Source organism: Pseudomonas sp. EYE_354, from assembly GCF_023148575.1.
Taxonomy (GTDB): domain Bacteria; phylum Pseudomonadota; class Gammaproteobacteria; order Pseudomonadales; family Pseudomonadaceae; genus Aquipseudomonas.
In genome coordinates this window covers 409024-434797 of sequence record NZ_JAHXNQ010000001.1, presented here as the reverse complement: position 1 = coordinate 434797, position 25774 = coordinate 409024, and the positions used below count along the sequence as shown (strand labels likewise).

Annotated in this window: 22 protein-coding genes; 9 read left to right on the top strand and 13 right to left on the bottom strand. The window is 62.1% G+C overall.

The features are described 5' to 3' along the window. Positions 1 to 38: 38 nt before the first annotated feature. Genes KZX66_RS02025 through KZX66_RS02015 form a run of 3 tightly spaced genes read right to left on the bottom strand, consistent with a single transcriptional unit; the run spans position 39 to position 3062 of the window. On the bottom strand, positions 39 to 965 hold the full coding sequence (locus KZX66_RS02025; RefSeq protein WP_248075644.1) for an alpha/beta fold hydrolase: 927 nt from the start codon (positions 963 to 965) through the stop codon (positions 39 to 41). After that, a complete protein-coding gene (locus KZX66_RS02020) occupies positions 962 to 2356 on the bottom strand; it encodes an aminotransferase class III-fold pyridoxal phosphate-dependent enzyme (RefSeq protein ID WP_248075642.1) in 1395 nt (464 codons plus the stop codon). Before KZX66_RS02020 ends, KZX66_RS02025 begins: the two co-directional genes overlap by 4 nt. After that, entirely contained in the window at positions 2349 to 3062 is a 714-nt protein-coding gene (locus tag KZX66_RS02015) for an MtnX-like HAD-IB family phosphatase (protein WP_248075640.1), read from the bottom strand. Before KZX66_RS02015 ends, KZX66_RS02020 begins: the two co-directional genes overlap by 8 nt. A gap of 227 nt (positions 3063 to 3289) precedes the next feature. On the opposite strand from KZX66_RS02015, the gene KZX66_RS02010 reads away from it, so the two are divergent. After that, entirely contained in the window at positions 3290 to 4045 is a 756-nt protein-coding gene (locus KZX66_RS02010; RefSeq protein ID WP_248075633.1) for a MipA/OmpV family protein, read from the top strand. Between the two features lie 129 nt (positions 4046 to 4174). Here KZX66_RS02010 and KZX66_RS02005 read toward each other — a convergent pair whose 3' ends face one another. The 5 genes from KZX66_RS02005 to KZX66_RS01985 all read right to left on the bottom strand — a co-directional run bounded on the left by KZX66_RS02005 (position 4175) and on the right by KZX66_RS01985 (position 7722). Continuing rightward, the gene (locus KZX66_RS02005; protein ID WP_248075629.1) at positions 4175 to 4579 is read right to left on the bottom strand and encodes an EamA family transporter; all 405 of its coding nucleotides are present in this window, start codon (positions 4577 to 4579) and stop codon (positions 4175 to 4177) included. Further along, positions 4576 to 4956, bottom strand: coding sequence for a transporter (locus KZX66_RS02000; RefSeq protein ID WP_248075626.1), 381 nt, complete (start codon positions 4954 to 4956; stop codon positions 4576 to 4578). Before KZX66_RS02000 ends, KZX66_RS02005 begins: the two co-directional genes overlap by 4 nt. Continuing rightward, complete coding sequence (locus tag KZX66_RS01995; RefSeq protein WP_248075624.1) at positions 4953 to 5873, bottom strand: arginase family protein; 921 nt, start codon at positions 5871 to 5873, stop codon at positions 4953 to 4955. Before KZX66_RS01995 ends, KZX66_RS02000 begins: the two co-directional genes overlap by 4 nt. A gap of 121 nt (positions 5874 to 5994) precedes the next feature. Continuing rightward, entirely contained in the window at positions 5995 to 6648 is a 654-nt protein-coding gene (locus tag KZX66_RS01990) for a DsbA family oxidoreductase (protein ID WP_248075623.1), read from the bottom strand. A 54-nt stretch (positions 6649 to 6702) separates the two neighbouring features. Then, a complete protein-coding gene (locus KZX66_RS01985) occupies positions 6703 to 7722 on the bottom strand; it encodes an alpha/beta hydrolase (RefSeq protein ID WP_248075622.1) in 1020 nt (339 codons plus the stop codon). Positions 7723 to 7904: 182 nt separating this feature from the next. On the opposite strand from KZX66_RS01985, the gene metR reads away from it, so the two are divergent. Then, positions 7905 to 8822, top strand: a complete 918-nt coding sequence (gene metR, locus KZX66_RS01980; RefSeq protein ID WP_248075621.1) for a LysR family transcriptional regulator — start codon at positions 7905 to 7907, stop codon at positions 8820 to 8822. A 30-nt stretch (positions 8823 to 8852) separates the two neighbouring features. Here metR and KZX66_RS01975 read toward each other — a convergent pair whose 3' ends face one another. From KZX66_RS01975 to KZX66_RS01965, 3 genes are read right to left on the bottom strand one after another with little or no spacing between them, the layout of a single operon-like run. Beyond that, on the bottom strand, positions 8853 to 9359 hold the full coding sequence (locus tag KZX66_RS01975; RefSeq protein ID WP_248075620.1) for a GNAT family N-acetyltransferase: 507 nt from the start codon (positions 9357 to 9359) through the stop codon (positions 8853 to 8855). Beyond that, complete coding sequence (locus tag KZX66_RS01970; protein WP_248075619.1) at positions 9359 to 9772, bottom strand: NUDIX domain-containing protein; 414 nt, start codon at positions 9770 to 9772, stop codon at positions 9359 to 9361. The genes KZX66_RS01975 and KZX66_RS01970 overlap by 1 nt, the downstream gene beginning before the upstream one ends. A 39-nt stretch (positions 9773 to 9811) precedes the next feature. Then, a complete protein-coding gene (locus KZX66_RS01965) occupies positions 9812 to 11113 on the bottom strand; it encodes an HD domain-containing phosphohydrolase (RefSeq protein ID WP_248075615.1) in 1302 nt (433 codons plus the stop codon). Between the two features lie 220 nt (positions 11114 to 11333). Here KZX66_RS01965 and KZX66_RS01960 point away from each other — a divergent pair, with 220 nt between their 5' ends. Genes KZX66_RS01960 through KZX66_RS01945 form a run of 4 tightly spaced genes read left to right on the top strand, consistent with a single transcriptional unit; the run spans position 11334 to position 17401 of the window. After that, complete coding sequence (locus KZX66_RS01960) at positions 11334 to 13211, top strand: GGDEF and EAL domain-containing protein (RefSeq protein WP_248075611.1); 1878 nt, start codon at positions 11334 to 11336, stop codon at positions 13209 to 13211. 26 nt (positions 13212 to 13237) lie between these two features. Further along, the gene (locus tag KZX66_RS01955; protein ID WP_248075609.1) at positions 13238 to 14200 is read left to right on the top strand and encodes a cytochrome c peroxidase; all 963 of its coding nucleotides are present in this window, start codon (positions 13238 to 13240) and stop codon (positions 14198 to 14200) included. 10 nt (positions 14201 to 14210) lie between these two features. Further along, positions 14211 to 16025, top strand: coding sequence for a DAHL domain-containing protein (locus KZX66_RS01950; RefSeq protein ID WP_248075607.1), 1815 nt, complete (start codon positions 14211 to 14213; stop codon positions 16023 to 16025). After that, positions 16022 to 17401, top strand: a complete 1380-nt coding sequence (locus tag KZX66_RS01945; protein WP_248075605.1) for an ATP-binding protein — start codon at positions 16022 to 16024, stop codon at positions 17399 to 17401. Before KZX66_RS01950 ends, KZX66_RS01945 begins: the two co-directional genes overlap by 4 nt. A 21-nt stretch (positions 17402 to 17422) precedes the next feature. Here the strand turns inward: KZX66_RS01945 and KZX66_RS01940 are convergent, their stop codons facing one another. Then, the gene (locus KZX66_RS01940) at positions 17423 to 17695 is read right to left on the bottom strand and encodes a type B 50S ribosomal protein L31 (RefSeq protein ID WP_248075603.1); all 273 of its coding nucleotides are present in this window, start codon (positions 17693 to 17695) and stop codon (positions 17423 to 17425) included. 209 nt (positions 17696 to 17904) lie between these two features. Here KZX66_RS01940 and KZX66_RS01935 point away from each other — a divergent pair, with 209 nt between their 5' ends. Together KZX66_RS01935 and KZX66_RS01930 are read left to right on the top strand one after the other, a co-directional pair. After that, a complete protein-coding gene (locus KZX66_RS01935; RefSeq protein WP_248075602.1) occupies positions 17905 to 19524 on the top strand; it encodes an FMN-binding glutamate synthase family protein in 1620 nt (539 codons plus the stop codon). Between the two features lie 161 nt (positions 19525 to 19685). Then, positions 19686 to 20810, top strand: coding sequence for an OpgC domain-containing protein (locus KZX66_RS01930; RefSeq protein WP_248075601.1), 1125 nt, complete (start codon positions 19686 to 19688; stop codon positions 20808 to 20810). Positions 20811 to 20857: 47 nt separating this feature from the next. On the opposite strand, the gene KZX66_RS01925 is transcribed toward KZX66_RS01930, so the two are convergent. Then, on the bottom strand, positions 20858 to 22270 hold the full coding sequence (locus tag KZX66_RS01925; protein ID WP_248075600.1) for an amino acid permease: 1413 nt from the start codon (positions 22268 to 22270) through the stop codon (positions 20858 to 20860). Positions 22271 to 22658: 388 nt separating this feature from the next. Here KZX66_RS01925 and KZX66_RS01920 point away from each other — a divergent pair, with 388 nt between their 5' ends. Further along, complete coding sequence (locus tag KZX66_RS01920) at positions 22659 to 25754, top strand: transglycosylase domain-containing protein (protein ID WP_248075599.1); 3096 nt, start codon at positions 22659 to 22661, stop codon at positions 25752 to 25754. The last annotated feature ends 20 nt before the right edge of the window (positions 25755 to 25774 follow it).

Sequence of the window (25774 nt, the reverse complement as noted above, 5' to 3'; positions counted from 1 at the left end):
TGCGCAGCAGCCCTATTCCAGGCAATGAGTTTCTCCAGCTACACCGCGATGGCAGGTTTTGGGGCGGCTTCGCTGCCCAGCGCGGGACAAGCCTGCTCAGCACCACAGCCCTGCTCATTACAGCCCTGCTCACTGCATGACAGTTGCCGGCTGATGAACTCGGCACTCAGCTCAATCACCCGTCGGTATTGCAAGTCGACGGTGATCATGTGGTAGCAGTTGTCCAACAGGATCTTGGTCACCGGCCCGCCGAGGTGGCGTTCCACGTAGTCGGCGTTCCAACGACTGGTGATGTCGTCCTCGATGGAGTGCAGCACCAGGGCCGGAACCTTTATTTGCGGCATGCGTTTTTTGACCACCGCGTTCATCCAGTGCAACTCGCGCACGGTGACGCCTTCCATGGTCAGCAAGCCGGCCTCGCTGCTCTCGCCCTCTTTCATCTGGCGCTCGACGATGGCCCGCAGGCGTTCATTCTTGATGCCGTAGGGCGGCTTCTCGGTGAAACGGAACAAGCGCACGCCGAACGGAATGCGGATCAGCAGCGGCGTGATGAACGCCATCTTGCTGATGCTCCAACCGTCGTACTTCAGGGTGGTCGAATACAACAACAACCCCGCGACCTGCCCCGGATGCTCGGACGCCAGGTACATCGACATCACCGCCCCCATGGACAACCCGCCGACAAACACCTGCCCGTGGCGCCGCTTGATCTGCACGAAGGTCTTGCGCACGCCTTCGTACCAGTCCCGCCAGCCAGTGGCTTGCAGGTCGCTGTTGTCGCCGCAATGCCCGGCCAGCGTGGGCACGTACACCGTGCAATTGCCCACCTTCGCCAGGCCTTTGGCGACCTGGCGCAGTTCAGTCGGGGTGCCGGTCAGGCCGTGGATCAACAGGATCCCGACCGGACCGTCACCGAGAACGAAGCCGGCATCACCTTCACCGAGGTCGATCTCAGCGCTGTTCACCGTGTGGTCGCTCGCACCAGCAGTTGCTCGAGCAGCTTGAGCCCCAATTCGATCTCCGGGTAGCTGATTTCCAGGGACGGCGCCAGGGTGATCACGTTCTTGTAGTAGCCGCCCACGTCGAGGATCAGCCCGAGTTTGCGCCCGTCCACCAGCATGTCGCCCTTCATGCCTTCCTCGACCATATAGTCCAGGGTCGCCTTGTCCGGCGTGAAGCCATCCGGGCCACAGATTTCGCAGCGCAGCGCCAGGCCCAGGCCGTCGACGTCGCCAATGATCGGGAAGCGTTTTTGCAGGTCCTGCAGGCCTTCCAGGAAGTATTTGCCCTTGGCCATGACCATCGCGCCGTAGTCGACTTCGTTGGTCATCTTGAACATTTCCAGGCCGACCGCCGTGCCCAACGGGTTGGACGCGAAGGTGGAGTGGGTGGAGCCTGGCGGGAAGATCTTCGGGTTGATCAACTCTTCACGGGCCCAGATCCCGCCCAGTGGGTTGAGGCCGTTGGTCAGCGCCTTGCCGAACACGATCACATCCGGCTGCACATCGAAGTGTTCGATCGACCACAGCTTGCCGGTGCGGTAGAAGCCCATCTGGATTTCGTCGGACACCATCAGGATGCCGTGCTGATCGAGCACATGCTTGAGCTCGCGATAAAAGTTCATCGGCGGGATGACATAACCGCCCGTGCCCTGGATCGGCTCTACGTAAAACGCGGCGTATTCGCTCTGACCGACTTTCGGGTCCCACACGCCGTTGTATTCGGTCTCGAACAGGCGGGCGAATTGCTGCACGCAGTGGCTGCCGTATTCCTCTTTCGTCATGCCTTTGGGGCCACGGAAGTGATACGGGAACGGGATGAACTGCGCGCGCTCGCCGAAGTGGCCGTAACGACGACGGTAGCGGTAGCTGGACGTGATCGACGACGCGCCGAGGGTGCGCCCGTGGTAACCGCCTTCGAAGGCGAACATCAGGCTCTTGCCGTTGGTGGCGTTGCGCACCACTTTCAGTGAGTCCTCGATGGATTGCGAGCCGCCGACGTTGAAGTGCACGCGGCCGTCGAGGCCGAATTTGTTCTTGGCGTCCACCGCGATCATTTCCGACAGCTCGATCTTGCCCTTGTGCAGGTACTGGCTGGCGATTTGCGGCAGGGTGTCGATCTGCTGTTTCAGCGCGTTGTTCAGGCGCGGGTTGGCGTAGCCGAAGTTGACGGCCGAGTACCACATTTGCAGGTCGAGGTAGGCCTGGTCTTCGGTGTCCCACACATAGGAGCCTTCGCAACGGCTGAAAATACGCGGCGGCTCGATGTAGTGGACGGTGTCGCCGTAGGAGCAATATTTGGCTTCTTTATCCAGAAGGATCTGGTCTTCGGCAGTAGCGATGCGGATATCAGACATGATGGAAGAGTTCCTGATTTTCAATAGAGAGGTCAGCAGTCGTAAAGGAGGTGGCGTTGGCAGCAATGCTGTGCGGCAGTTGCGCGAGCAACGCCGGCAATTGGGCAAAGCTGTCGAAACGCGCATGGGGAATGCTGTGGGCGACGCAGTACTCGGCGAGGCTGCCCTTGGCGAATACAAAGTCGGCGGTTGAGGCCACGCACATGTCGGACTTGCCGTCACCGATCACCAACACGCGCTTGTTGCGCGGGGTGGATTTGCACTTGCAGTTGCCCGACGCAGCGCGGCAGGCATCGCTTGAATAAGGGAAGTCGATGCGCCAGCTGTTCTGGTCAACCTGACGCAGGCGGTTGGCAAGGATCGGCAACAGGCTCACGTAGTTGCGCGACAGAATCCGCGCGATGCCTTGCTCGATGCCGTCGCTGACGACCTCGAGGGAGGCGCCCAGGCCGATCACATGATCGACGAAGTCCGGGAAGTCCGGGTCGATCTCAACACTGTCGAAGTACGCCAGCAGCTCGGCGGGCGTAGCCTTGATCAGCGACAGCTGGCGGCTCAGGCATTCGCGGGAACCGATGTGCCCATCCAACCATTGCTGTTCGATGGTTTCCCACTCCGGCGCGGCGAAGCGTTGGAGGACGTTGTCGATGACGTCGGTGGGGGTGATGGTCCCGTCGAAGTCGCACACGATATGCCAGTCAATCATTGCGGTTACCCTGAAGGAGTGCGCTGTCTGCGCGTTCAACAGGGCTAGAGCAGGGACTGTGCCAATTGGCGCAAGCCCAGCGTGGCCGGGGTTTTTCTCGATGCGCCCAGGGGTTTTGTGTCGCAACAGCTACAATTTTTGTAGCTTGCTACAAACAAGATGAGTGCTTGCACAGGCGCGCCGGTTTGCGCGTTCATGCGCGTGTATTCACTCAAGGAACTGTGACCATGTTGCGGATCACATGCGCTGCACTGGCCGGCTTACTGAGCCTCACCGCGCAGGCCCAAGGCATCAGCGGTGACGTCGGCGCAGGCGTCAGCTACCAACCTCACGACCCGACCGGCAGCCGCTATGAAACCCGGCCGGTGCCCTATCTCGATCTGGACTGGGGTGCCGTGAGCCTGGGCACCGACGACGGCTTGGCCTGGAGCGCGCTGAACACCCACGGCTTGAGCGCCGGGCCGTACATCAATTACCTGCAGGGCCGCACCTCCAACGGCTCATTGCAGGGGCTGCGCAATGTGTCGGACATGGCCGAGGTCGGGGGGTTTATCCAGTACGCTCCGGCTGACTTCTGGCGCGTCTATGCACAGCTGGGCCAGACGGTCGGCGGTGGTCACGCGCAGAGCGGTGCGCTGGGCAAAATCGGCGGCGAGCTGGGCTACCCGCTGGGCGGCGGCGTCATCGGCAGCAGCGGCCTGGTGGCGCATTTTGCCGATGCACGCCAGACCCAGACGTTTTTCGGGGTGGATGACCACGAGGCGGCCGCCACCGGTTTCAAGCCCTACAACGCCAGCGGCGGGTTTCAGAACGTGACGCTGAGCCAGAGTTTCCAGTTGCCCCTGGCACCCCACTGGTCGTTGCTGACCAGTGCCAGCTGGGTGCATCTGGTGGGCTCGGCGGCGAACAGCAGCATCGTCAAACAGGCCGGTGACGTGAACCAGGGCCAGGTGCAGACGGCGATCAGCTACACCTTCGACTAACTCACACGGGTCCTGATCGTTCCCACGCTCCGCGTGGGAATGCAGCCAGTGGACGCTCCGCGTCCCAAAGCGTGACGCAGAGCGTCACAAGAGGCATTCCCACGCGAAGCGTGGGAACGATCCAGTCGGTCAGTTCTCTTCACCTTCGGCCAACAGCGCAATCCCGCCAATAATCACCGCGACTCCCACCCAGTGCAGCGCGCTGATATGTTCCCCCAGCCCCAGCCACGACCCCAGCAGCACCACCACGAACACCAGCGAACTGAGCGGAAACGCCAGGGACAGACTGCTGCGCCGCAGGATCAGCATCCACACGAAGAAAGCCCCGATATAGCAGGCAATCGCCGCCAGGATCGCCGGGTTATGCGCCACATCGGCCAGCCATGACCAGCCGAAATCCATCTGCCCCAACTGGTCACCGGCCACCTTGGTGAACAACTGCCCGGCACTCTCGGTACAAATCAGCAAGGCCCACAGCACCACGGTACCCAGGCGCTCATGCAACCAACCCGCATTGATCGTTTGCGTCTTCATGCCTGACTCCCTGCAATTGCCACCAACATCACGCCAAGGGTAATCACCAACGTACCCAGCCAGCGACGCCGGCTGACGGTTTCCCCCAGCACCACTTTGCCCACCAGCACCACCCCGCAATAGGCCAGCGCCGCAGCCGGAAACAACAGGCTCAACGGCGCACGGGACAAGGCTTCGAGCCAGACGAAAAACTCGATAACGTAGGCCCCGATACCCGCCCACAACAACGGCGCATTGAACACCTGGCCCCAGAAAGCACTCAGGCGAAAGCCACCGTCCAGTTCAGGCAAGCGGTCCAGGCCGAGCTTGAAACACAACTGGCCGATCACATCGAGCACGATGGAAAACGCCACCAGCAACACCACGGTCAGGCTCACGGGAACAGCTCCTCAAACAGCTCGATCAAGGCTTCATTGGTGGCGGCATTGCGCTGCAAATCTTCAGGGTTCCAGCGCTCCGGCGGCGGCTGGTCGGACTTGGCTTCCCAGCGTTTGAAGGCGTTGCTGAACGCCGGCGCGGCGAACTCGCCGCACACATCGATGCCGATGATGCGCTTGCGCGCCGCCAACGCGCGCAGGGCTTGCAGCAGATGGCTCAGGCGCATGCCGCCCTGGTCCCAATTGGTGGCCGCGTCTTCGCTGGCCAGGACGTCTTTGTCGACAGTGATCCAGATCGCCTCGGTAGGCAGGCTGGTGATCATCTGCTCAAGAAACGCCGTCCAGTCCAACTCCGCCAGATTGCGCCAGTGCAGGTAGTTTTCCTGCTGCTGGTGACCGGCGCCATCGCCGACCCTTCCCCACACTTTCGACGGCGGGTGCTGCCACGGAAACAGCTGCAAATGCCCGCGCTTGAGGGCACTCAGGTTGCCGCCGCGCAGTTGCGGGTTATGCAGATCGTCGCTGCATGGCCCGAGCGTGACGATGCGTTTGATCGCCGGCATTTTCAGCGCGCGGTTGACCCACGAGCCACAGTGGCGCTTGGGCGCAAAGCGCACCCAGTCCGGGTGGTTATCGAAGTGGATCAGGCTGATGGGCTCTTTGAGGTCGGCGAGGAACGCAGGCGTGAGATGGTGATAATCGCCGGAGCCGACAAACAGGATTTCCGGCCGCGCGTCCGTGGGCCGTGGCCGTTTGGCCAGGCGCTCGGCGAAGCGCTTCCAGGTTTTCTCGGTGGACCACAGGCGCAATTTGGGGCCCAGGTCCAACAGGTCGATGCGGGTGGCACGGCCACTGGCCAAGCGCCGCGCAATCGGCGCCTGAGCCGTGAGGCTGTGGTCGAGATCAAGGATATTCAAGGTAATGTTTCACCCCTAATGGCAGCGCCCATCCGCAGACCGGATGGGCTTCAGGGGGTCAATGCAAGGGCCGGGCCAGGGGTTGCTTGGGGACGATGAGGGGGGAAGTGTGTGAGCGGGGTCAGGATTTCGCTTCGTTGATGATCTGGCGAATCGCACCGACAAACGCTTCGGCCGGCTGGCCGCCGCTCACGGCGTACTGATCGTTGAACACAATGGTCGGCACCGAACTCACGCCACGGGAGACCCACAGCTGCTCTTGCTCACGCACTTGAGCGGCGTATTCATCGCTGGCGAGAATTTCGGCGGCGCGCTTGATGTCCAGGCCCACGCCCTCGGCGATGATCGCCAGGGTGGCGTGGTCGGAGGGGTCCTGGCCATCGCTGAAGTAAGCCTTGAACAGCGCTTCCTTGAGGTTGTACTGCAAGCCCTCCAAACCGGCCCAATGCAGCAGGCGGTGGGCGTCGAAGGTGTTGTAGATACGGCTTTGACCGTCGGTGCGAAAGGCAAAGCCCAGCGCCGCGCCCATGTCGCGGATGCGCGCACGGGTGGCCTGGGACTCTTCGGCGCTCGATCCGTACTTTTCAGTGATGTGTTCGACGATATTCTGACCGATGGCGGGCATGTTCGGGTTCAGTTCGAACGGCTGGAAATGGATCTCGGCCTGCACCTCGGCACCCAGTTGGTCGAGGGCTTCGGTCAGGCCACGCAGGCCGATAATGCACCAGGGGCACGACACGTCGCTGACGAAATCGATTTTCAGGGGAGTACTCATGACAGGCAACCTCGTTAGCAGTAATACGCCGCAAAGGCTGCACGATACACCACCTCACAACAGCTTCGCAGGCGCCACCTGATCAATCTGCGCCCAATGGGCCGTGTCTTCGCGATGGGCTTGCAGGTACGGCAGCACCGCGGTCAGCAGCGGCGCCTTGAAGGCTTCCTGGAAACGATGGGCCATGCCGGGAATCAGCTTCAATTGGCTGCCCTGGATATGCGCCGCCAAGTGCACGCCATGCATCACCGGCAACAACGGGTCGGCGGTGCCGTGCACGACCAGCGTCGGCACGCGCAACTGGTTCAGCAAGGGCACGCGGCTCGGCTCGGCAAGGATCGCCATGATCTGACGTTTCACGCCTTCGGGGTTGAAGGCGCGGTCGTAGGACAGCGCCGCCTGGTGCAGCAAGGCCTGGCGGTCGTCCTTCACATTCGGGCTGCCCAATGCGGCCAGCAAGTCGGCCTGTTGTTCCAACGCTACTTCACGGTTGGGCGCGCCGCGCCGCGACAGCAACTGGACCAGCGCCGCGTTCGGCGCCGGCAGGCCTTCGGCACCGGAGCTGGTCATGATCAGGGTCAGGCTCTCCACCCGCTGCGGCGCCATGGCCGCCAGGTGCTGGGCGATCATGCCGCCCATGCTCGCACCCAGGACGTGGAACTGCCGGATCTGCAACGCGTCCATCAGCCCGAGCGCGTCGTCCGCCATATCGGTCAGGGTATAGGGTGCCGCCACCGGCAAACCGAGTTTGTAGCGCAGCACTTCAAACGTGAGGTTGGCGTTGGCCGGGGCCTGACGCCAGGTGGACAGGCCCACGTCACGGTTGTCGTAGCGAATCACCCGAAAGCCTTGCTGGCACAACGCAACGACCACTTCGTCCGGCCAATGGATCAACTGCCCGCCCAGGCCCATCACCAGCAGCAAGGCGGGGTCGGAGGCACGGCCGATACTCTGGTAGGCGATGCTCACCGTTTCCAGGTCGACCGTTTGGGTCGGGACATTGACATCACATCGAGAAGCCGCAAAAGACGGCAGGCCGAACAAGAAAGCGGCCAGTAAAAGCAACACGCGCATGAAAAACACCGAAACGCAGAACCCCAGTAGAGCGCGAGTCTGATGAAGTTTGTTCAAGCGCGCTGCCACAGTTCCATGACAGTTTGATGAAGAGTGCCGGGTGGTCGCTGTCGACAGGCTTTGCAACATGAGACAAACTCACGCCATTCGAATTCTTCACAAATTGTCTTCATGGAGAGCCCGTGCTCGAAATCCGTCACCTCAAGACCCTGCACGCGCTGCGTGAGTCCGACAGCCTGGTGGAAGCCGCCGAGCGTCTGCACCTGACGCAATCGGCACTGTCCCATCAGTTCAAAGAGCTGGAAGAACGCCTGGGCATGCCGTTGTTCGTGCGCAAGACCAAGCCGCTGCGCTTTACCAGCGCCGGGTTGCGCCTGCTGCAACTGGCCGACGCCACCCTGCCCTTGCTGCGCGGCGCCGAGCGCGATATTGCACGGTTGGCCGGCGGCACCGCAGGGCGTTTGCACATGGCCATCGAGTGCCACAGTTGCTTTCAGTGGCTGATGCCGACCATCGACCAGTTCCGTGACGCCTGGCCCGAGGTCGAGCTGGACCTGGCCTCAGGTTTCGCCTTCGCCCCCCTGCCGGCGCTGGCCCGTGGTGACCTGGACCTGGTGGTGACCTCCGACCCGCTGGAGCTGCCGGGCATCACCTATGTGCCGCTGTTCACCTACGAAGCCATGCTGGCCGTGGCCAATCAGCATGCGCTGGCGAACAAGTCCTACATCGTGCCCGAAGACCTGCTGACCGAAACCCTGATCACTTACCCGGTGGAGCGTGACCGCCTGGACATTTTCACCCGTTTCCTGGAACCCGCCGACGTGGAACCGGCCCAGGTGCGCACCTCGGAACTCACAGTGATGATGATGCAACTGGTGGCCAGCGGTCGTGGCGTGTGTGGCATGCCCCATTGGGCGCTGCATGAATACAGCTCGCGCGGCTACGTGAAAGCCAAGCGCCTGGGTGAGAAAGGATTGTTTGCGACCCTGTATGCGGGGATCCGCGCGGACATGCTGGATGCGCCATATATGCGCGACTTTTTGCTCACGGCCAAAGACACGTCGTTCTCGACCCTGGATGGCGTGAGTGCGGTGCGCTGATTTTTCGCGCCCCGCTTGCATGGCGCACTCTCAGTCGCCCTTGAGTTCGCGCCACATGTGGATCTTGTCGAAATACTCAATGCCGACCCGCACGGCCAAAGGCTCCAGGCCATATTGGATAAAACCGCAGCGCTGGTACAACGCGAACGCAGCGTCGTTGCCGGCGGTGACGGTCAGTTGAATGACCTTGAGGCGCGGGTGCTGGCGCGCATCCGCGAGCGCCGCCTCCACCAACCGACGGCCCAGGCCTTGTTGCTGATAGGCCGCGTTCACGTACATGCCGAACAACGTCACCTTGTGCCGGGCCTTTTCCCGTGGCTCGAAGGCCAGGCCGACAATGCCCGTCAGTTGATCACCGGCAAATGCGCCGAGCAGTCGGTCCAGCGGGTTGTCCAGGCGTTTTTCCCACCAGCTCAAGGGCAATGACGCGCGCTCGGCCACGCTGGAGGTGAAGGCTTGCGGGTACACCCCATACGCCTCCAGCATCAATGCCCTATAAGCCTGCGCGTCACTGGCCGCCAACCCGCGTATGAGCATCAGGCCGGGATCGCCAGGGACGAGCGATAGAACGGCAGGATCAGGTCACGCGTCAGCGGCGCCAAATGCAGGCCGCCATCACCCGTCGGGTCGATCCAGCGTATCTCTTCGATCTCGGCGGCGGGGCTCACCTGCACGTCGACCTGAACCTTGAACAACTCGGCGTGCACGGTAAACCCTGGCTCATTGGCCGCCGGTGCCGAAAACTGGCCCAGGTAAACGGCGTGCTCAGGGTCAACCTGCAGGTTCAGCTCTTCGTACAGTTCGCGGGCCAGAGCCTGCGCAGGTTGTTCGCCGGCGTCGATCTTGCCGCCCGGTTGCATAAACGCCTGAGTGCCGCGCTTGCGCACCAGCAGGGTCTGGCCGGCGCCATTGATAAGCAGTGCAGCGGCGATACGGATAGTCATGGGCATCGAGTAAAAGCCTTCAATTGAACAATAAGGGAGCCCGGCTCACGCCTCGTCCGGTTCCTTGATAAAGACGCTGTACTTGGCGCCTTCCATCGCTTCGAACGCGATCAGCTTGTCCACCAGCGGCAGGTTCAACACCTTGCCGGCGTTAAGCAGCAACATGCCGTTATCGGCGTTGAGGTTGCGCGCCAGGACCATGCCATCGGCCAGCTCACGGGTGCTCAACACTTTGACGGTAGGGTCACCCAGGGTCACATCACTGAGAAACGCCGCACAGGCCTGGACGAAGTCATCGATCAGTTCCGGGTCGTACAGGCGCCCGGCGTATTTACGGATGTATAACAGCGCTTCATCACTGTTCAAATGCCGTTCGAGAATCAAGCCTTTCTGCAACTCGATGAAATCCACTGCCAGCTTCAGCAGGCGTGAACCGAACGGAATCGCGTCGCCCTTGAGGTGGTCGGGGAACCCGCTGCCATCCCAGCGCTCCTGGTGATGGCGAATAATGCGCGCTGCATCCTTCATCGGTTCCAGAGTCATCAACAGCGATTCGCTCTGGGTCGGGTAGCCACGATAGCGTTCGCGATCGGTGCTGTGCAGCTTGTCGGCCGGCTCGACCAACATGCTGTCGCTCCAGCTCAGCTTGCCGATGTTGTACAACGCGGCCGCCATGGCCAGGTCGCGCGAACTGGCTTCGTCGATACCCTGGGCAGCGCAATACACGCGCACCAACTCGATCAACGGGCGGTTGGTCTGTTTCGCTTTGGGCAGGCGCAGGTTGGCCAGCAGCGAAAACACCTCGGTACCGGTCACGTAGCTGCGCTTGAGCTCGTCGTAGGCCAGGTCGAGCATGTCGGCGGTCTGTTGCAGCTCACTGGTGCGCGCCGCCACGCGCTTTTCCAGGGTAGCGTTCAACAGCTTGAGCTGATCGTTCTGTTCGTGGGTCAGGCGTTCCAGACGCTGGTGTTCCAGGGCCTGTTGCAGGATCAGCTTGAGTTCGTCGTCGTTCCAGGGCTTGGCAATATAACGGTGGATCTGCCCTTCGTTGATCGCCTTGATGATCGTCGGCAGGTCGGCGTAACCGGTGAGCAGAATGCGGCTGGTGGCGGGATACAGCCGATGGACCTCGGCCAGCAACTGCGCGCCATCCATGCCGGGCATGCGCGCGTCGCTCATCACCAGGTCGATGGGCTGGGCGGCCATGATCTCCAGGGCCTGGGCACCGCCGCCGGCCAGCACCACATCAAAGGGCTGGCCGCGCAACAGACGGCGCAGGCTGTTGAGAATCGACTCTTCATCGTCGACCAACAGGACAGTGGGTTTCGTCGCGAGTGGTTCATCCATGCTTGCTGCGCCTTCACATTGAACTGAGTTGAGCTGAATCGCTCCCTTGTGCCAAGCCGTCTTCCCTCGCTTTTGGCGCGGGGTTGATTTGACGCCAACTGGCCGACGATTTCAAGGGAGCTCAGCTATGCTGTCATAACCGCTCAGCGCCCTCGCCCTGAGGTCGAACCAGGGAAGGAGTCGTGATGCCGTCGGACCTTTTGCTGTTGGGAGGCGCGCCATGAACCCGGATTCAACGCGGGCCAACCGTCGGATCCTGATCGTCGATGACACGGCTTCTATCCATGAGGACTTCCGCAAGATCCTGGGCGCCGATACTGCGGGCGCACCGTCACTGGACAGCCTCGAAGCCACCCTGTTCGGCGCCACCGCTGCCCCGCCGCGCCAAGCGTTCGTACTTGACTCCGCCTACCAGGGCCAGGAAGCCCTCGCCCTGGTGAACCAGGCACTGGCCGCCAACGCGCCCTATGCACTGGTGTTTATCGACATGCGCATGCCGCCCGGCTGGGATGGCCTGCAAACCATCGAAGCGCTGTGGAACGTAGACCCCAACCTGCAAATCGCGCTATGCACCGCCTATTCGGACTACTCCTTCGAAGCCATCGAAGCCAGGTTGAAATACAACGACCAGTTGCTGATCCTGAAAAAGCCCTTCGACCCGTTGGAAATCCGCCAGATGGCCAGCGCCCTGACCTGGAAGTGGCAGCTGGCCCAGGACGCCGCGCTCAAGGTCATTAACCTTGAGCGCACCATCGAAGAACGTGTGCAGGAGCTGCTCAAGGTCTCGCACCTGCTGCAATACGACGCCCTCACCCAGTTGCCCAACAGCACGCTGCTGGGCGATCGGCTGACCCAGGCAATTGCCCTGGGCCGGCGCCATGACACCCAGCTGGCAGTGATGTTTATCGGCCTCGACCGCTTTAAACGCGTCAACAACGCATTGGGCTACCCGGCGGGGGACGACGTGCTGCAACAGGTCAGCCAGAGCCTGACGGCGGCGGTACGTGAATCCGACTCGGTGTTTCGCTATGGCTCCGACGAGTTCGTGGTGCTGCTCAACGATGTGCAACACCCCCAGCAAACCCAACACATCGCCCACAAACTGCTCAAGGCCATCAGCGCCACCCGGCATGTCGCGGGGCATGACCTGAGCATCACCGCCAGCCTGGGCATCAGCATTTGCCCCAACGACAGCGGTACCGCGGTGGAGTTGATCAAGCACGCGGAAACCGCCATGCACACCAGTAAAGAGCGCGGCCCGGACGGCTTCAGTTTTTATACCCACGACATGAACTTGCGCGCCCAACACCAGCAAAACCTGGAAAGTGCTATCCGCCATGCCCTGGAGCGTAATGAGTTCGTGCTGCATTACCAGCCAAAACTGGAGCTCAAATCCGGAAAAATAGTCGGTGCCGAGGCGCTGATACGCTGGTTCCGGCCGCGCGTGGGTTGGGTGAGCCCGGCCGATTTCATTCCCGTGGCTGAAGACAGCGGGCTGATCGTGCCGTTGACCCAGTGGGTGCTGCGCCATGCCTGTGAGCAGGCACAGATCTGGCGTGTCATGGGCCTGCCGACACTGTGTGTGTCGGTCAACATCTCGGCCATCGACTTTCGTCAACGGGACTTTGTCGACAAGCTGACAGCGATCCTTAAGCAAACCGGTCTGCCACCCGCCCAGCTGGAGCTGGAAATCACCGAAAGCGTGCTGATGCAGAACGTCGACGAGACCGTCGAAACGCTGCAAAGGGTCAAGGCCATGGGCATACGCCTGGCCCTGGATGATTTCGGCACAGGCTACTCAAGCCTCAGCTACCTGCGGCGCTTTCCGATCGATGTGCTGAAAATCGACCAGTCCTTTGTGCGCGGGCTGAACGCCAACAGTCAGGACGCCCAGTTGATCAGCGCAATCATTGGCATGGGCAAGAGCCTGGAGCTCACGATTATCGCCGAAGGGGTGGAAACCGCCGAGCAGCTGGATTTCCTCAGAGCCCAGAACTGCGAAGAGGGCCAGGGCTTTCTGTTCAGCAAGGCCGTACCGGCAAAAGATTTCGCCCAACTGCTGCAGGTGGGCTGCGCCATGCCGATAACCCGTCTATAGCCCACCCGCCAGCAAGGAGTGCTCGCTTGAGTGACGTCTCAATTTACGCTTTCGGCCTGGTCCTCGCCGTGGGGCTCGGTCAACCGGTGATCGCCGCACCGCTGGACGAGGCGCTCAAACCCTTACCGGCGGTTCCGGCGTTGGATGCGGCCAAGGTCGAGCTGGGCCGCAAGTTGTTCAATGAGCCGCGCCTGTCGGCCAATAACACCTTGTCCTGCGCCAGTTGCCATCGCCTGGCAACGGGCGGCGCCGACGACAAACCCTTCTCGCTCGGCGTCGACGGCAAGCCGGTGCAGATCAATACGCCGTCGGTGTTCAACGCCAGCCTGAACTTCAAGCAGTTCTGGGACGGCCGCGTGGAAACTCTGGAAAAGCAGATCGAACAAGTGGTGATCAGCCCGGTGGAGATGGGCAGCGACTGGCACACCGTGGTGCAAAACCTCACCGACCTGCCCCTCTACCAGCGCGCCTTCAGCGAGGCCTACCCCGACGGTGTCACCGCCGCCAATGTGCAAAACGCCCTGGCGACCTATGAGCGCACGCTGCTCACACCAAACTCGCGCTTCGACCAATACCTCTCGGGCAATACCGACATCCTCACGATCCAGGAAAAATACGGCTACCAGCGCTTCAAGGATTACGGCTGCATCGCCTGTCACCAGGGCATCAACATCGGCGGCAATATGTTCCAGAAGTTCGGCGTCATGGGCGACTACTTCAAGGCGCGCGGCAATGAAGTCGAATCGGACCTCGGGCGCTACCTGCTGACCAAGGATGAGGACGACCGCCATGTGTTCAAGGTGCCGAGCCTGCGCAATGTGGCCGTCACTGCGCCGTATTTCCACGATGCCTCGGCAAAGACCCTGGCTGAAGCCGTCGATGTGATGTTCAAGTACCAGTTGGGACGCAACCCCTCCCAGGAAGACAAAGACCTGATCATCCTGTTTCTCCAGACCCTGACCGGCGAATGGGCGGGCAAGCCACTATGAGCATACCGTCATGACCCTCAACCGCCGTCGCACCAGCCAAGTGTCGCTGGGCCTGATCGCCATGTTGCTGGCCTCGACACTGGTGTTTCTGTACCTCAAGTCCTCCAGCGACCAGACGGCCAGCTACACCCAGTCACGGGACCTGATCCGTCAGTTGCAGCAGCTCAATGCGCAATGGGACAGCGAAGTGCTCAAGGCACGTATCGCCATCACCCACAACTACGACCCGCTGGTTACACCGCTGGCGGAAATGACCCGGCTCTGGGCCGAACTGGACGACCGCAAGACCTACCACAGCCCCCAGGACCTGAATGCCTGGCAAGCCAACCAGGAGGCATATCAAACCGCGATCCAGGAAAAGGCCCGGTTGGTGGACCAGTTCAAATCCCACAACGCGGTGCTGCGCAACTCGCTGGCCTTTCTACCGACGGCAGAAGATGACATCCAGGCCGAGTTCAACCGCCTCAATGACGAAGGCCGCCTGCAATTGCATGCTGTCGCCATCGACACCTATGACCTGCTGCTCAGCAGCCTGGAATTCGCCCAGGTCACCAGTGACGAGCGCGCCGCCGATATCCTCGTGGGCCTGGGCAAACTGGCGATCAACAAGGAGCGCCTGCCCATCGAGTTCCAGGCCCCGGTGGAGATCCTCAGCAATCACATCTCGCTGATTCTGCGCGAACAACCTGTGGTCAACAGCCTGCTCGAACGGATCGCGGCAGTGCCCGTGTCCGAGCGCCTGGACGACCTGACCAGCCACCTGGACCAGGACCAGCAAGCGGCCGACATGATCGAGCATCGATACCACCGCTACCTGCTGATTTTCTCGACCTTGCTGGTGGTGCTGTTGCTGTACCTGGCAGTGAGCCTGCTGCGCAGTTTTGCCGAGATCAACCGGGTCAACCGCGAATTGCAGGCCGCCAACGAAACCCTGGAGCAGCGGGTGGAGCGGCGCACCCGGCAGCTCAAGGATGCGCAAAGCGAGCTGCTGGACAGCGCGCGCCAGGCCGGCATGGCGGAGATCGCCACCAACGTGCTGCATAACGTCGGCAACGTGCTCAACAGCGTGAACATTTCCGCCGAGCTGGTCACCCGCAAACTGCGCGGTAGCAAAGCGCTGGGCCTGGGCAAGGCCATGCAACTGATCAACGAGCATCAGAGTGACCTGGGGACCTTTCTCACCGAGGATGAAAAAGGCAAGTTGCTGCCTGGCTACCTCAACCAATTGGTCGAAGCGATTGCCGTCGAACAGCAAGGCATGGCCGACGAACTGGCGCAATTGAGCAAAAGCGTCGACCACATCAAAGACATCGTTTCCACCCAGCAATCCTATGCCGGCGCGTCCGCGCTCAAGGAGCCGGTGCACATCAGCGCACTGATGGAAGACGCGCTGCGCATGAACGCCGGCGCACTGAGCCGCCACAACGTCACGGTGGTCAAGGAGTACGGGCAGGTGCCGGAAGTGCTCGCGGACAAACACCGCTTGCTGCTGATCATGGTCAACTTGATCAGCAACGCCAAATACGCCATGTCCAACCTCAGCGACCGGCCACGGCAGATGACCTTGCGCGTGCAAACGCTGGAAGACAACACCTTGCAGATCAGCGTGAAGGACGAGGGCGAAGGCATCCCGGCCGAGAATATGACCCGCATTTTTACCCACGGTTTTACCACCCGCAAAGAAGGGCACGGCTTTGGCCTGCACAGCTGCGCATTGGCCGCCGTGGAAATGAATGGCCAGCTCAGCGCCCACAGCGATGGGCCAGGCCAAGGCGCGATATTCACCTTGACGATGCCTCTCACCCTTGCCGGAAGCCCCGCATGAACCAACCTCCCAACCGGCGTATCCTGCTGATCGACGACACCCCGTCGATCCATGACGACTTCCGCAAAATCCTCACCCCCGTGGTTGAATCGAACCAGGCGCTGGATGATATGGAGGCGGCACTGTTTGGCGATACCAGCGCCCCCACCGCTCAAGCCTTTGAGCTGCACTCGGCCTATGGCGGCGAAGAGGGCCTGCAGTTGCTCACCACCGCCATGACCGAGCAACGCCCTTACGCGTTGGCCTTCGTCGACATGCGCATGCCCCAGGGCTGGGACGGTGCCAGGACCATCGAAGCGCTATGGAAGGTCGACCCGGGCCTGCAAGTGGTGGTGTGCACCGCGTACTCGGATTATTCCTGGGATGACCTGCTGCATCGCCTGCACGGCTATGACCGTTTGCTGATCCTGAAAAAACCGTTCGACAACATCGAAGTTCAACAGATGGCCAACACCCTGGCCAACAAATGGGACATGGCACGCCGCGCTTCCCTGCAAACCATTCACCTGGAGCAATTGGTGGAGCAACGCACCCAGGCGCTGCAAGTGGAAATCAACGAGCGCAAGCACCTGGAAAGCCAACTGGTGCAGTCGGAAAAACTTGCCTCTCTGGGGCAACTGGCGGCGGGCGTGGCCCATGAGATCAATAACCCGGTGGGGTTTATCTCGTCCAACCTCAGCAGCCTCGACGGCTACTTCAGCCAGTTGCAAAAAATGCTGGATGCTTACCGGCAGGCCGAGGAAAGCCTCGCACCGGGCGAGCAACGTGATCAGCTCAAGGCCCTGCGCAACGAGCTGGAGGTGGACTTTCTCAAGGACGACATTCCGGTGCTGATCCGCGAATCCAAGGACGGCATCGGCCGCGTGGCGCAGATCGTCAAGGACCTGAAAAACTTCTCGCGCGTGGACAACGGCCAGACCTGGCAGTTTGCCAACCTGCAACAAGGCATCGATTCGACGCTGAACATCGTCGCCAGCGAACTCAAGTACAAGGCCGATGTGGTGAAAAACTATGCACCGTTGCCGGACATCGAGTGCCTGGCATCGCAGCTCAATCAGGTGGTGATGAACCTGGTGATCAACGCCGCCCAGGCCATGGGCCCGGAGCGCGGCACCATCACCATCAGCAATGGCGTGGAGGGCGAAAACATTTGGCTGGAAATCGCGGACGACGGCTGCGGAATAAGCCCGGAGACCGTGAAGAACATCTTCGATCCGTTCTTCACCACCAAACCGGTGGGCGAAGGAACAGGGCTGGGGCTGTCGCTCTCCTACGGCATTATCAAGAAACACCGTGGCGATATTTCCGTGAGCAGTGAGCTGGGCAAGGGCACGAAATTTCGCGTGGTGTTGCCGATTCGGCAGACGGCGGCGTAGGACACGCCGCCGCAGTCATGCTCATGCTTCGGCTTTTTTCGGGCTGGAACCAAACGCCGCAAAACGCTTGTTGAACCCGGCAATCCGCCCTTCGGCCTGAGTCTTGCGCTGCTGGCCGGTGTAGATCGGGTGCGACGCGCTGGACACGTCCAGCGGGATGTAAGGGTAGGTGTTGCCATCGCTGTGTTTATGGGTGCGATCGCTGTCGGCGGTGGAGCCGATCAGGAAAAACACATCGGCGGCGGTGTCATGGAACAGCACGGTGCGGTAGTCGGCGTGGATACCAGCTTTCATAGGGCCTCCGGGGCATTGGGTGTTTTACACATGTTATACAGTAACGTAAATCATGCACTCAAACGAGAAACGATTGCAATAAGCCAAGCGCAGTCAGGTCTATGCGCCCCTGTGAAAGCCCCCGGTGCAGGCGCTCAAGCTGTTTTCAATCGGCTGACAGGCGCAGAATGCGCGCATCGACCTGAAGAGTCCGAACCCAAGGAAACCGTATGAGCCTGTCCTTGCTAAGCCGCTACGCCTTCTTCGCTGTATGCGTCATGTTCACCCTCGCCAGCCTCCCCTTTATCGAACACGAATGGCTGTGGCCCATCACCCTGGTCACCGGCGTGCTCAGCCTGATCGGCCTGTTCGACCTGCTGCAAAGCCCCCATGCGGTACGCCGCAACTACCCGATCCTGGGCAATATCCGCTACCTGGTGGAAGCCATCCGCCCGGAGATCCGCCAGTACCTGCTCGAGTCCGACAGCGACGCCCTGCCCTTCTCGCGGGCCCAGCGCTCACTGGTGTACTCGCGCGCCAAGAACGAAACCGCCGACAAACCCTTCGGCACCCTCATTGATGTGTACCAGTCGGGCTTCGAGTTCATCGGCCACTCCATGCGCCCCGCGCCGTTGAGCGATCCCAGCGCGTTTCGCGTGATGGTCGGCGGCCCGCAATGCACCCAGCCGTATTCGGCGTCGGTGTTCAACATCTCGGCGATGAGTTTCGGTTCGCTGAGCGCCAACGCGATTCGCGCGCTCAACGCCGGCGCCAAGCTGGGCAACTTTGCCCACGACACCGGCGAAGGCAGCATCAGCCCGTATCACCGCGAAAACGGCGGCGACCTCACTTGGGAACTGGGCAGCGGTTACTTCGGCTGCCGCACCCGCGACGGCCGCTTCGACCCGGAACGCTTTGCCGTGCAGGCGCAAAACCCGCAAGTGCGCATGATCGAAATCAAGATGAGCCAGGGCGCAAAGCCGGGCCACGGCGGGATTTTGCCCAAGCACAAAGTGACCCAGGAAATCGCCGACACCCGCGGTATCCCCATGGGCGAGGACTGCGTATCACCGTCGCGCCACAGCGCGTTTTCCACCCCCATCGAGCTGATGCAGTTCATCGCTCAATTGCGCGAGCTGTCCGGCGGCAAGCCGGTGGGCTTCAAGTTCTGCCTGGGTCACCCGTGGGAATTCATGGGCATCGCCAAGGCCATGCTCGAGACTGGCATCCTGCCGGACTTCATCGTGGTCGACGGCAAGGAAGGCGGCACCGGCGCCGCACCGGTGGAGTTCACCGACCACATCGGCGTACCGCTGCGTGAAGGCCTGCTGTTCGTGCACAACACGCTGGTGGGGCTGAACCTGCGCGACAAGATCAAACTGGGCGCCAGCGGCAAGATCGTCAGTGCGTTCGACATCGCCAGCGTGCTGGCCATCGGTGCCGACTGGGCCAACTCGGCGCGTGGCTTCATGTTCGCCATCGGCTGCATCCAGTCGCAAAGCTGCCACACCAATAAATGCCCGACCGGCGTCGCCACCCAGGACCCATTGCGTCAACGTGCGCTGGTGGTGCCGGACAAAGCCCAACGTGTGTTCAACTTTCACCGCAACACGCTCAAGGCCCTGGCGGAAATGCTCGCGGCGGCAGGTTTGGATCATCCCTCGCAGCTGTCGGCCAAGCACCTGGTGCGGCGCATGTCAGCCACCGAGATCAAGCTGTTCTCGCAGTTGCACCTCTTCCTCAAACCCGGTGAATTACTCACGGGGGATGTGAACGGCCAGTTCTATTCACGCATGTGGCAAATGGCGCGCGCCGACAGTTTTGAACCCGCTGAGATTGTCGCCGCTTAAAGAACGTAGACGAGGGCACGGCCAGACAGAGATATTCAGTAATAACCGCTCTTTGCAATTGCTTACAAATACCGCCAACCTGCCCCCGCCCGACGCGCGGCGTACGCCACCGCGCGCGTACGCCGGTCATGACTAAAACTATTGTTCAAGAGCCCGCTGCCATGCTGAACGGACGCGACCCACGCATCGATTTTTTTCGGGGCCTGGCGTTGATCTTCATCTTTTGGGATCACGTCCCCCACAACCCACTCGGCCAGATCACCCTGCGCAATTTCGGCTTCAGCGATGCGGCCGAAGTGTTCGTATTTCTCGCCGGCTATGCGGCGATCCTGGCCTACGGCAAGATCCTGCAACGCGAGGGGTATTGGATTACCTGCGTGAAAATCCTGCGGCGCGCCTGGGTGCTGTACGTGGTGCACATCTTCCTGCTGGCGATGCTGATGGGCATCGTGTTCTACGCCAATAACCATGTCGAAACCCGCGACCTGGTCCAGGAAATGGGCCTGACCCACTTCATCACCCACCCCCAACAGGCCCTGACGGACGAGTTGCTGCTGCGCTTCAAGCCAAACCTGATGGACCCGCTGCCGTTGTATATCGTGCTGCTGGCCGGGCTGCCGCTGGTGCTGCCGTTGCTGGTGCGCAAGACGTGGGCGGTGGTGGCGGTGTCGATGACGGTCTACCTGCTGGCGCCGAAGCTGGGCTGGAACCTGCGGGCGATTGCCGACGGCGTGTGGTACTTCAACCCGATCACCTGGCAGTTTCTATTTGTACTCGGTGGCGCGGCGGCGTTGCACAGTCAGCGCCCGCAGGCAACGCAGGACCGCCCGTTGTCACGCCAGCCGTTGTTCATTGCCGCGGCCGCCTACTCCCTGGCGGCGGGCATTATCACGGTGTCCTGGCGCTGGCCGGAGATTCACGATGCGCTGATGCCCGCGCGACTGAGCGAATGGCTGTACCCCATCAGCAAGACCGACCTGTCGCCGGTACGCTTGCTGCACTTCCTGGCCCTGGCCTACGTCACCGCCAAGCTGCTGCCCGGTCGCGAGTGGACACACAACTGGCTGGCCCAGCAAACCTGCCGCATGGGGCGCTACTCCCTGGAAGTGTTCTGCCTGGGCGTGTTGCTGGCACCGTTGGCGGACATGGTCAATGCCATGACCGGCGATGCCTTCGCCATGCAGGTGTTCACGGCGCTGGTGGGCGCCGGCTTGATGGCGCTGTTGGCGGCCTGGCTGGAGTACAACAAACAACTGGGGCGGCCGGCCCCTGCGGCCAACCCCTGAACCGCAAAAAGCCCCGATCACGGGGCTTTTTGTCAAACGCGGGGCAGTCAGGCTTCAGCACGCACCGCAGCACCGGTTGGCTGCAACTTGAACACGTAGAACAGCACCGTCAGCAGCACCAGGAAGGCCGGGCCCACATACAGCGCAATACGTGTGTCGGGGAAGTACGCCATCAGGCCCACCACCAACACCAGGAATGCCAGCGCCAGGTACGAGCTGACCGGGTACAGCCACATGCGATATTTAAGGGCGCTGCGCTCGGCGGGGCTCAGGCCTTTACGGAACTTGAGTTGCGCCAGCAGGATCATCACCCAGGTCCAGATCGCGCCGAAGGTGGCGATGGACGTGACCCACACGAATACCTTTTCCGGCACCAGGTAGTTGAGCAGCACACCCAGCAGCAACGCAGCGATCGACAGCAGCAGCGCACGGCGCGGTACGCCATTGCTGGAAGTGGTGGCGAACGTCGCCGGGGCCTGGCCGTTCTGCGCCAGGCTGTAGAGCATGCGCCCGGTACTGAAGATGCCACCGTTGCACGACGACAGTGCCGCAGTGATCACCACAAAGTTGATGATCCCGGCCGCCGTCTTGATGCCCAGCCGCTCGAAGGTCATCACGAACGGGCTGCCCTGGGTGCCGATTTCATTCCACGGGTAGATCGACAGGATCACGAACAGCGCGCCGACGTAGAACAGCAGAATCCGCCAGAACACCGAGCCGATTGCATTGGGGATGGTCTTTTGGGGGTTCTTCGCTTCACCGGCGGTAAGGCCGATCATCTCCACGCCCAGGTAGGCGAACATCACCATTTGCAGGGACATCAACACACCGGTCACGCCGTTGGGCATGAAGCCGCCGTGGGCCCACAGGTTGGAGATGCCCAGCGCCACGCCGTCGTTGCCGAAGCCAAAGGCAATGATGCCGATGCCGCCCAGCACCATGGCGATGATGGTGACGATCTTGATCAAGGCAAACCAGAACTCGAACTCACCAAAGGCCTTGACCGCGATGAGGTTGATGCTGCCCATGCTGATCAGCGCCGCCAGGGCCCAGATCCAGCGCGGTACGTCGGGAAACCACACGCCCATGTACACGGCCACGGCGGTGATCTCCGCGACGCACGTCACCAGCCACAGGAACCAGTAGTTCCAGCCGGTCAGAAAGCCCGCCAACGGGCCGAGGTAATCCTGGGCATAACGCCCGAACGAACCGGCGACCGGGTTGTGCACCGCCATCTCGCCGAGGGCGCGCATGATCACCAGGATCGCCAGACCGCCGAGAATGTACGAGAGCATGATCGCCGGACCGGCCATTTCGATGGCCTTGGCCGAGCCGAGGAACAGGCCCACACCGATACAGGCGCCAAGGGCCATGAGACGAATGTGGCGTTCGCCCAATTCGCGTTTGAGCGGGCCGCCCTGGGCGGCCTGGTCATGGGGCAGTGGAGTGCCAACTGGCATAGGAATACAACCTCATTTTGTTATTGATATAACCACCGAGCCTTGGGCATATCAGCAGATGGGCTCATACGCCGGCTGGACCGGCCTGCCTCGTGGGCAGACTCGCCTGGCACTCGTCAGCGGCCAGGTCAGCGGGCGTGCAGTATAAAAAGCTACCGACAGGGCTTTTCACTCAATAAACAGCAAAATTTGGCGATAAGCCCCGACAAACAGACATTCGACGGCGAGTGCGCCAGCTGTCTAGACCGGCCCTCCCGGCGCAAAACGGCGCGAAGTATACATAACACACACAATCCGGTGGCTGCCCGGCGACAAACCTCGTGGCCGCAGCAATCTGCGTCTACGCTTCAGACAAGTCCGATCAATCTGTAGGATGGATCAATCGACTATGGGCGCACTGTGGCAAAAAGATCCCACCCAGGCTGAAGCCAGCGACAGCCCGTCACAGGCGCCTTTGCCCGCGAAAACCACCCCCGCACGCCCCTGGCGACGGGTCGGCGGATTGATTGTGCTGATGGCCCTGCTCGGGCTGGGTTACGCCACGCTGCGCGAACTCCACAGCGCCCGCTGGCAGGCCCGTGAGCTCAGCCAACTGGCGTCTCGGCTCACCTACCGCGTTGAGCCCGGTGCCAGCGACAGCATCGTCTATCCCGGCGCCGGGCCGTTCGACCAGCGCCTGGGCTACAGCGCCCTTGGCGAGTTCCTGCCACGCCTGATCAAGCGCAATTACCTGATCGCCGCCCAGTCGCGTTTTTCGCCCGCACTGATGGATTACAGCCGCCACGGCCTGTTCATCCCCTACGCCGAAAAGAGCCAGGCCGGGCTGACCATCACCGACTGTCGCGCGGCGCCGTTGTATCAGTTCAACTACCCGCCGCAGTTGTATGCGCGCTTCAGCGACATACCGCCGCTGATGGTCGACAGTCTGCTGTTTATCGAAAACCGCGACCTGCTCGACCCCGACCACCCCCAGGCCAACCCCGCCGTCGACTGGCCGCGCTTTGCCAAGGCCGCGTGGTCGCAAGTCGCCCGCCAACTGCACCTGCCCGGCCAAACTGCTGGCGGCAGCACCCTGGCCACGCAGTTGGAAAAATACCGCCACTCGCCGGACGGCCGCACCCTGTCGGGCGGTGAAAAGTTGCGGCAGATGTTCTCCGCCAGCGTGCGTGCCTACCGCAATGGCCCCGACACCCTGCTGGCGCGCCAGACCGTGGTGCGCGACTACCTCAACAGCGTGCCGCTGTCGGCCGTGCCGGGACATGGTGAGGTGCACGGCATGGCCGAGGGGTTACGCGTGTGGTACGGCGCAGACTTCGAGCAGGTCAACCGGGCCCTGGCCGACACCGCCCCGGTCAACGCCGCAGCGCGCGGCCTGGCGCTGCGCCAGGTGCTGTCGTTGATGATTGCCCAGCGCCGTCCTTCGTTCTACCTGGCCAGGGGCCGCGAGGCGCTGGCGCAACTGACTGACAGCCACCTGCGCCTGCTCGCGCGGAACGGCATCGTCGATGCCACCACCCTCGAGGCCGCGCTCGTCGCCCGCCTCAGCTACCGCGACTGGCAGTTGCAGCCCACCGTGCAACGGGTCGAGAGCAACAAAGGCATCAGCGTGGCCCGCAGCCAATTGGGCAGCCTGCTCAACCGCCCACTCTACGACCTGGACCGGCTCGACCTGGCCGCCACCAGCACCTTGCAGGGCGACTTGCAGGCCCGGCTCACCGCGTACCTCAAGCAACTGGCCGACCCCGCGTTTGCCGCGCAGGTCGGGCTGGTGGGCGAACGCTTACTCACGCCCGGCACCACCGCGCAGGTGCGCTACAGCTTCACCTTGTTCGAGCGGACCGCCGACGGTGCGCGGGTGCGGGTACAGACCGACAACACCGACCAACCCTTCGACATCAACGAAGGCAGCAAGCTGGAACTGGGGTCCACCGCCAAGCTGAGGGTGCTCACCACCTACCTGCAAATCATCGCTGAGTTGCATCAGCGCTACGCCCACATGACACCCGCCGCGCTGCGCAGCGTCGACATCGCCGAGCAGGACCGCCTCAGTCGCTGGGCTGTCGACTACCTGCTGCAGGCGCGTGACAAAGGACTGGCCCCCATGCTCGACGCCGCCCTCGACCGCACCTATTCGGCCAGCCCCGGCGAGGCGTTTTTCACCGGCGGCGGCGTACATCGCTTCAATAACTTTCGCAGCCAGGACAACGGCCGCAACCCGACCCTGCGCGATGCCTTGCGCGAGTCGATCAACCTGCCGTTCATTCGCCTGATGCGCGACCTGGTGCGCTACAGCACCTACGCCGGCCCCGACAACAGTGCGCAATTGCTCAAGGACGACAATGACCCGCGTCGCCAGGAATACCTGGCTGCGTTCGCCGACCGCGAAGGCAGCACCTTCCTGCGCAAGTTCTGGAAGAAATACCAGAAGAAAGACACCCAGGCGCGCCTCGAAACCTTTCTCGACAGCCTGCGCCCGACGCCGATTCGCCTGGCCGCCGCGCACCGTTACCTGTTCCCCGATGCCGACCCGGCCACCTTCAACCACTTCGTGCGCTCACACCTGACAAGCGCCAAAAGCCAGGAAAAGCTCAGCGACAAGCGCCTGGCAACGCTCTATGACAGCTACGGCCCCGGCCGCTTCGACTTGCCCGACCAGGGCTACATCGCCAAGGTCCACCCCCTGGACCTATGGCTGCTGGGCTATCTGCTGCAACACCCGGACGCCAGCCTCAGCCAGATCATCGAGGCCAGCCGCTTCGAACGCCAGGAGGTCTATGGCTGGTTGTTCAAAAGCCGGCATCAGAGCGCCCGGGACAGCCGCATCCGCACCTTATTGGAGGTCGAGGCCTTTCTGGATATTCATCAGCGCTGGAAAGCCGTGGGCTACCCCTTCGATCACCTCGTGCCCTCGCTGGCGACCGCCATCGGCAGCTCCGGCGACCGTCCGGCGGCATTGGCCGAGCTGATGGGCATCATCCTCAACGACGGCGTGCGCTTGCCGGTGTTGCGCATCGACAGCCTGCACTTCGCCGCCGACACCCCCTACGACACCCGGCTGATCCCCGACCCGAACCGCGCGCGCCGGGTGATGCCTGCCGAAGTCGCGGCGGCACTGCGCAACGCGCTGTCGCAAGTGGTGGACGCGGGCACGGCAAAACGGGTGGCCGGCAGCTTCAAACTGGCCGACGGCACGCCGTTAGCCATGGGCGGCAAGACCGGCACCGGCGACAACCGCATCGAAGCCATCGGCGCCGGCGGGCGGGTGATTGCGTCCAAGTCGATCAACCGCACGGCGACCTTCGTGTTCTACATCGGCGAGCATCACTTCGGCACCCTCACGGCCTTTGTGCCGGGCAGCTCCGCGCAGCACTTCACCTTCACCTCGGCGTTGCCGGTGCAGGTGCTCAAAGGCATGGCGCCGCTGCTCACGCCCTACCTGCAACAGGACGGACACAGCCTGTGCCAGGCCACCAACGCGCCCTGATGCGACGGGTGTCAGCCAGG

Bases quoted from the DNA above. Each gene is read 5' to 3' on its own strand.
- KZX66_RS01985 (WP_248075622.1), bottom strand. From the start codon at position 7,722: ATGCGCGTGTTGCTTTTACTGGCCGCTTTCTTGTTCGGCCTGCCGTCT.
- KZX66_RS02015 (WP_248075640.1), bottom strand. From the start codon at position 3,062: ATGATTGACTGGCATATCGTGTGCGACTTCGACGGGACCATCACCCCC.
- KZX66_RS01950 (WP_248075607.1), top strand. From the start codon at position 14,211: ATGACCCTCAACCGCCGTCGCACCAGCCAAGTGTCGCTGGGCCTGATC.
- KZX66_RS02005 (WP_248075629.1), bottom strand. From the start codon at position 4,579: ATGAAGACGCAAACGATCAATGCGGGTTGGTTGCATGAGCGCCTGGGT.
- KZX66_RS01970 (WP_248075619.1), bottom strand. From the start codon at position 9,772: ATGCCCATGACTATCCGTATCGCCGCTGCACTGCTTATCAATGGCGCC.
- KZX66_RS01925 (WP_248075600.1), bottom strand. From the start codon at position 22,270: ATGCCAGTTGGCACTCCACTGCCCCATGACCAGGCCGCCCAGGGCGGC.
- KZX66_RS01960 (WP_248075611.1), top strand. From the start codon at position 11,334: ATGAACCCGGATTCAACGCGGGCCAACCGTCGGATCCTGATCGTCGAT.
- KZX66_RS01990 (WP_248075623.1), bottom strand. From the start codon at position 6,648: ATGAGTACTCCCCTGAAAATCGATTTCGTCAGCGACGTGTCGTGCCCC.
- KZX66_RS01965 (WP_248075615.1), bottom strand. From the start codon at position 11,113: ATGGATGAACCACTCGCGACGAAACCCACTGTCCTGTTGGTCGACGAT.
- KZX66_RS01945 (WP_248075605.1), top strand. From the start codon at position 16,022: ATGAACCAACCTCCCAACCGGCGTATCCTGCTGATCGACGACACCCCG.
- KZX66_RS01940 (WP_248075603.1), bottom strand. From the start codon at position 17,695: ATGAAAGCTGGTATCCACGCCGACTACCGCACCGTGCTGTTCCATGAC.
- KZX66_RS02010 (WP_248075633.1), top strand. From the start codon at position 3,290: ATGTTGCGGATCACATGCGCTGCACTGGCCGGCTTACTGAGCCTCACC.
- KZX66_RS01930 (WP_248075601.1), top strand. From the start codon at position 19,686: ATGCTGAACGGACGCGACCCACGCATCGATTTTTTTCGGGGCCTGGCG.
- KZX66_RS01920 (WP_248075599.1), top strand. From the start codon at position 22,659: ATGGGCGCACTGTGGCAAAAAGATCCCACCCAGGCTGAAGCCAGCGAC.
- KZX66_RS02020 (WP_248075642.1), bottom strand. From the start codon at position 2,356: ATGTCTGATATCCGCATCGCTACTGCCGAAGACCAGATCCTTCTGGAT.
- KZX66_RS01935 (WP_248075602.1), top strand. From the start codon at position 17,905: ATGAGCCTGTCCTTGCTAAGCCGCTACGCCTTCTTCGCTGTATGCGTC.
- KZX66_RS01975 (WP_248075620.1), bottom strand. From the start codon at position 9,359: ATGCTCATACGCGGGTTGGCGGCCAGTGACGCGCAGGCTTATAGGGCA.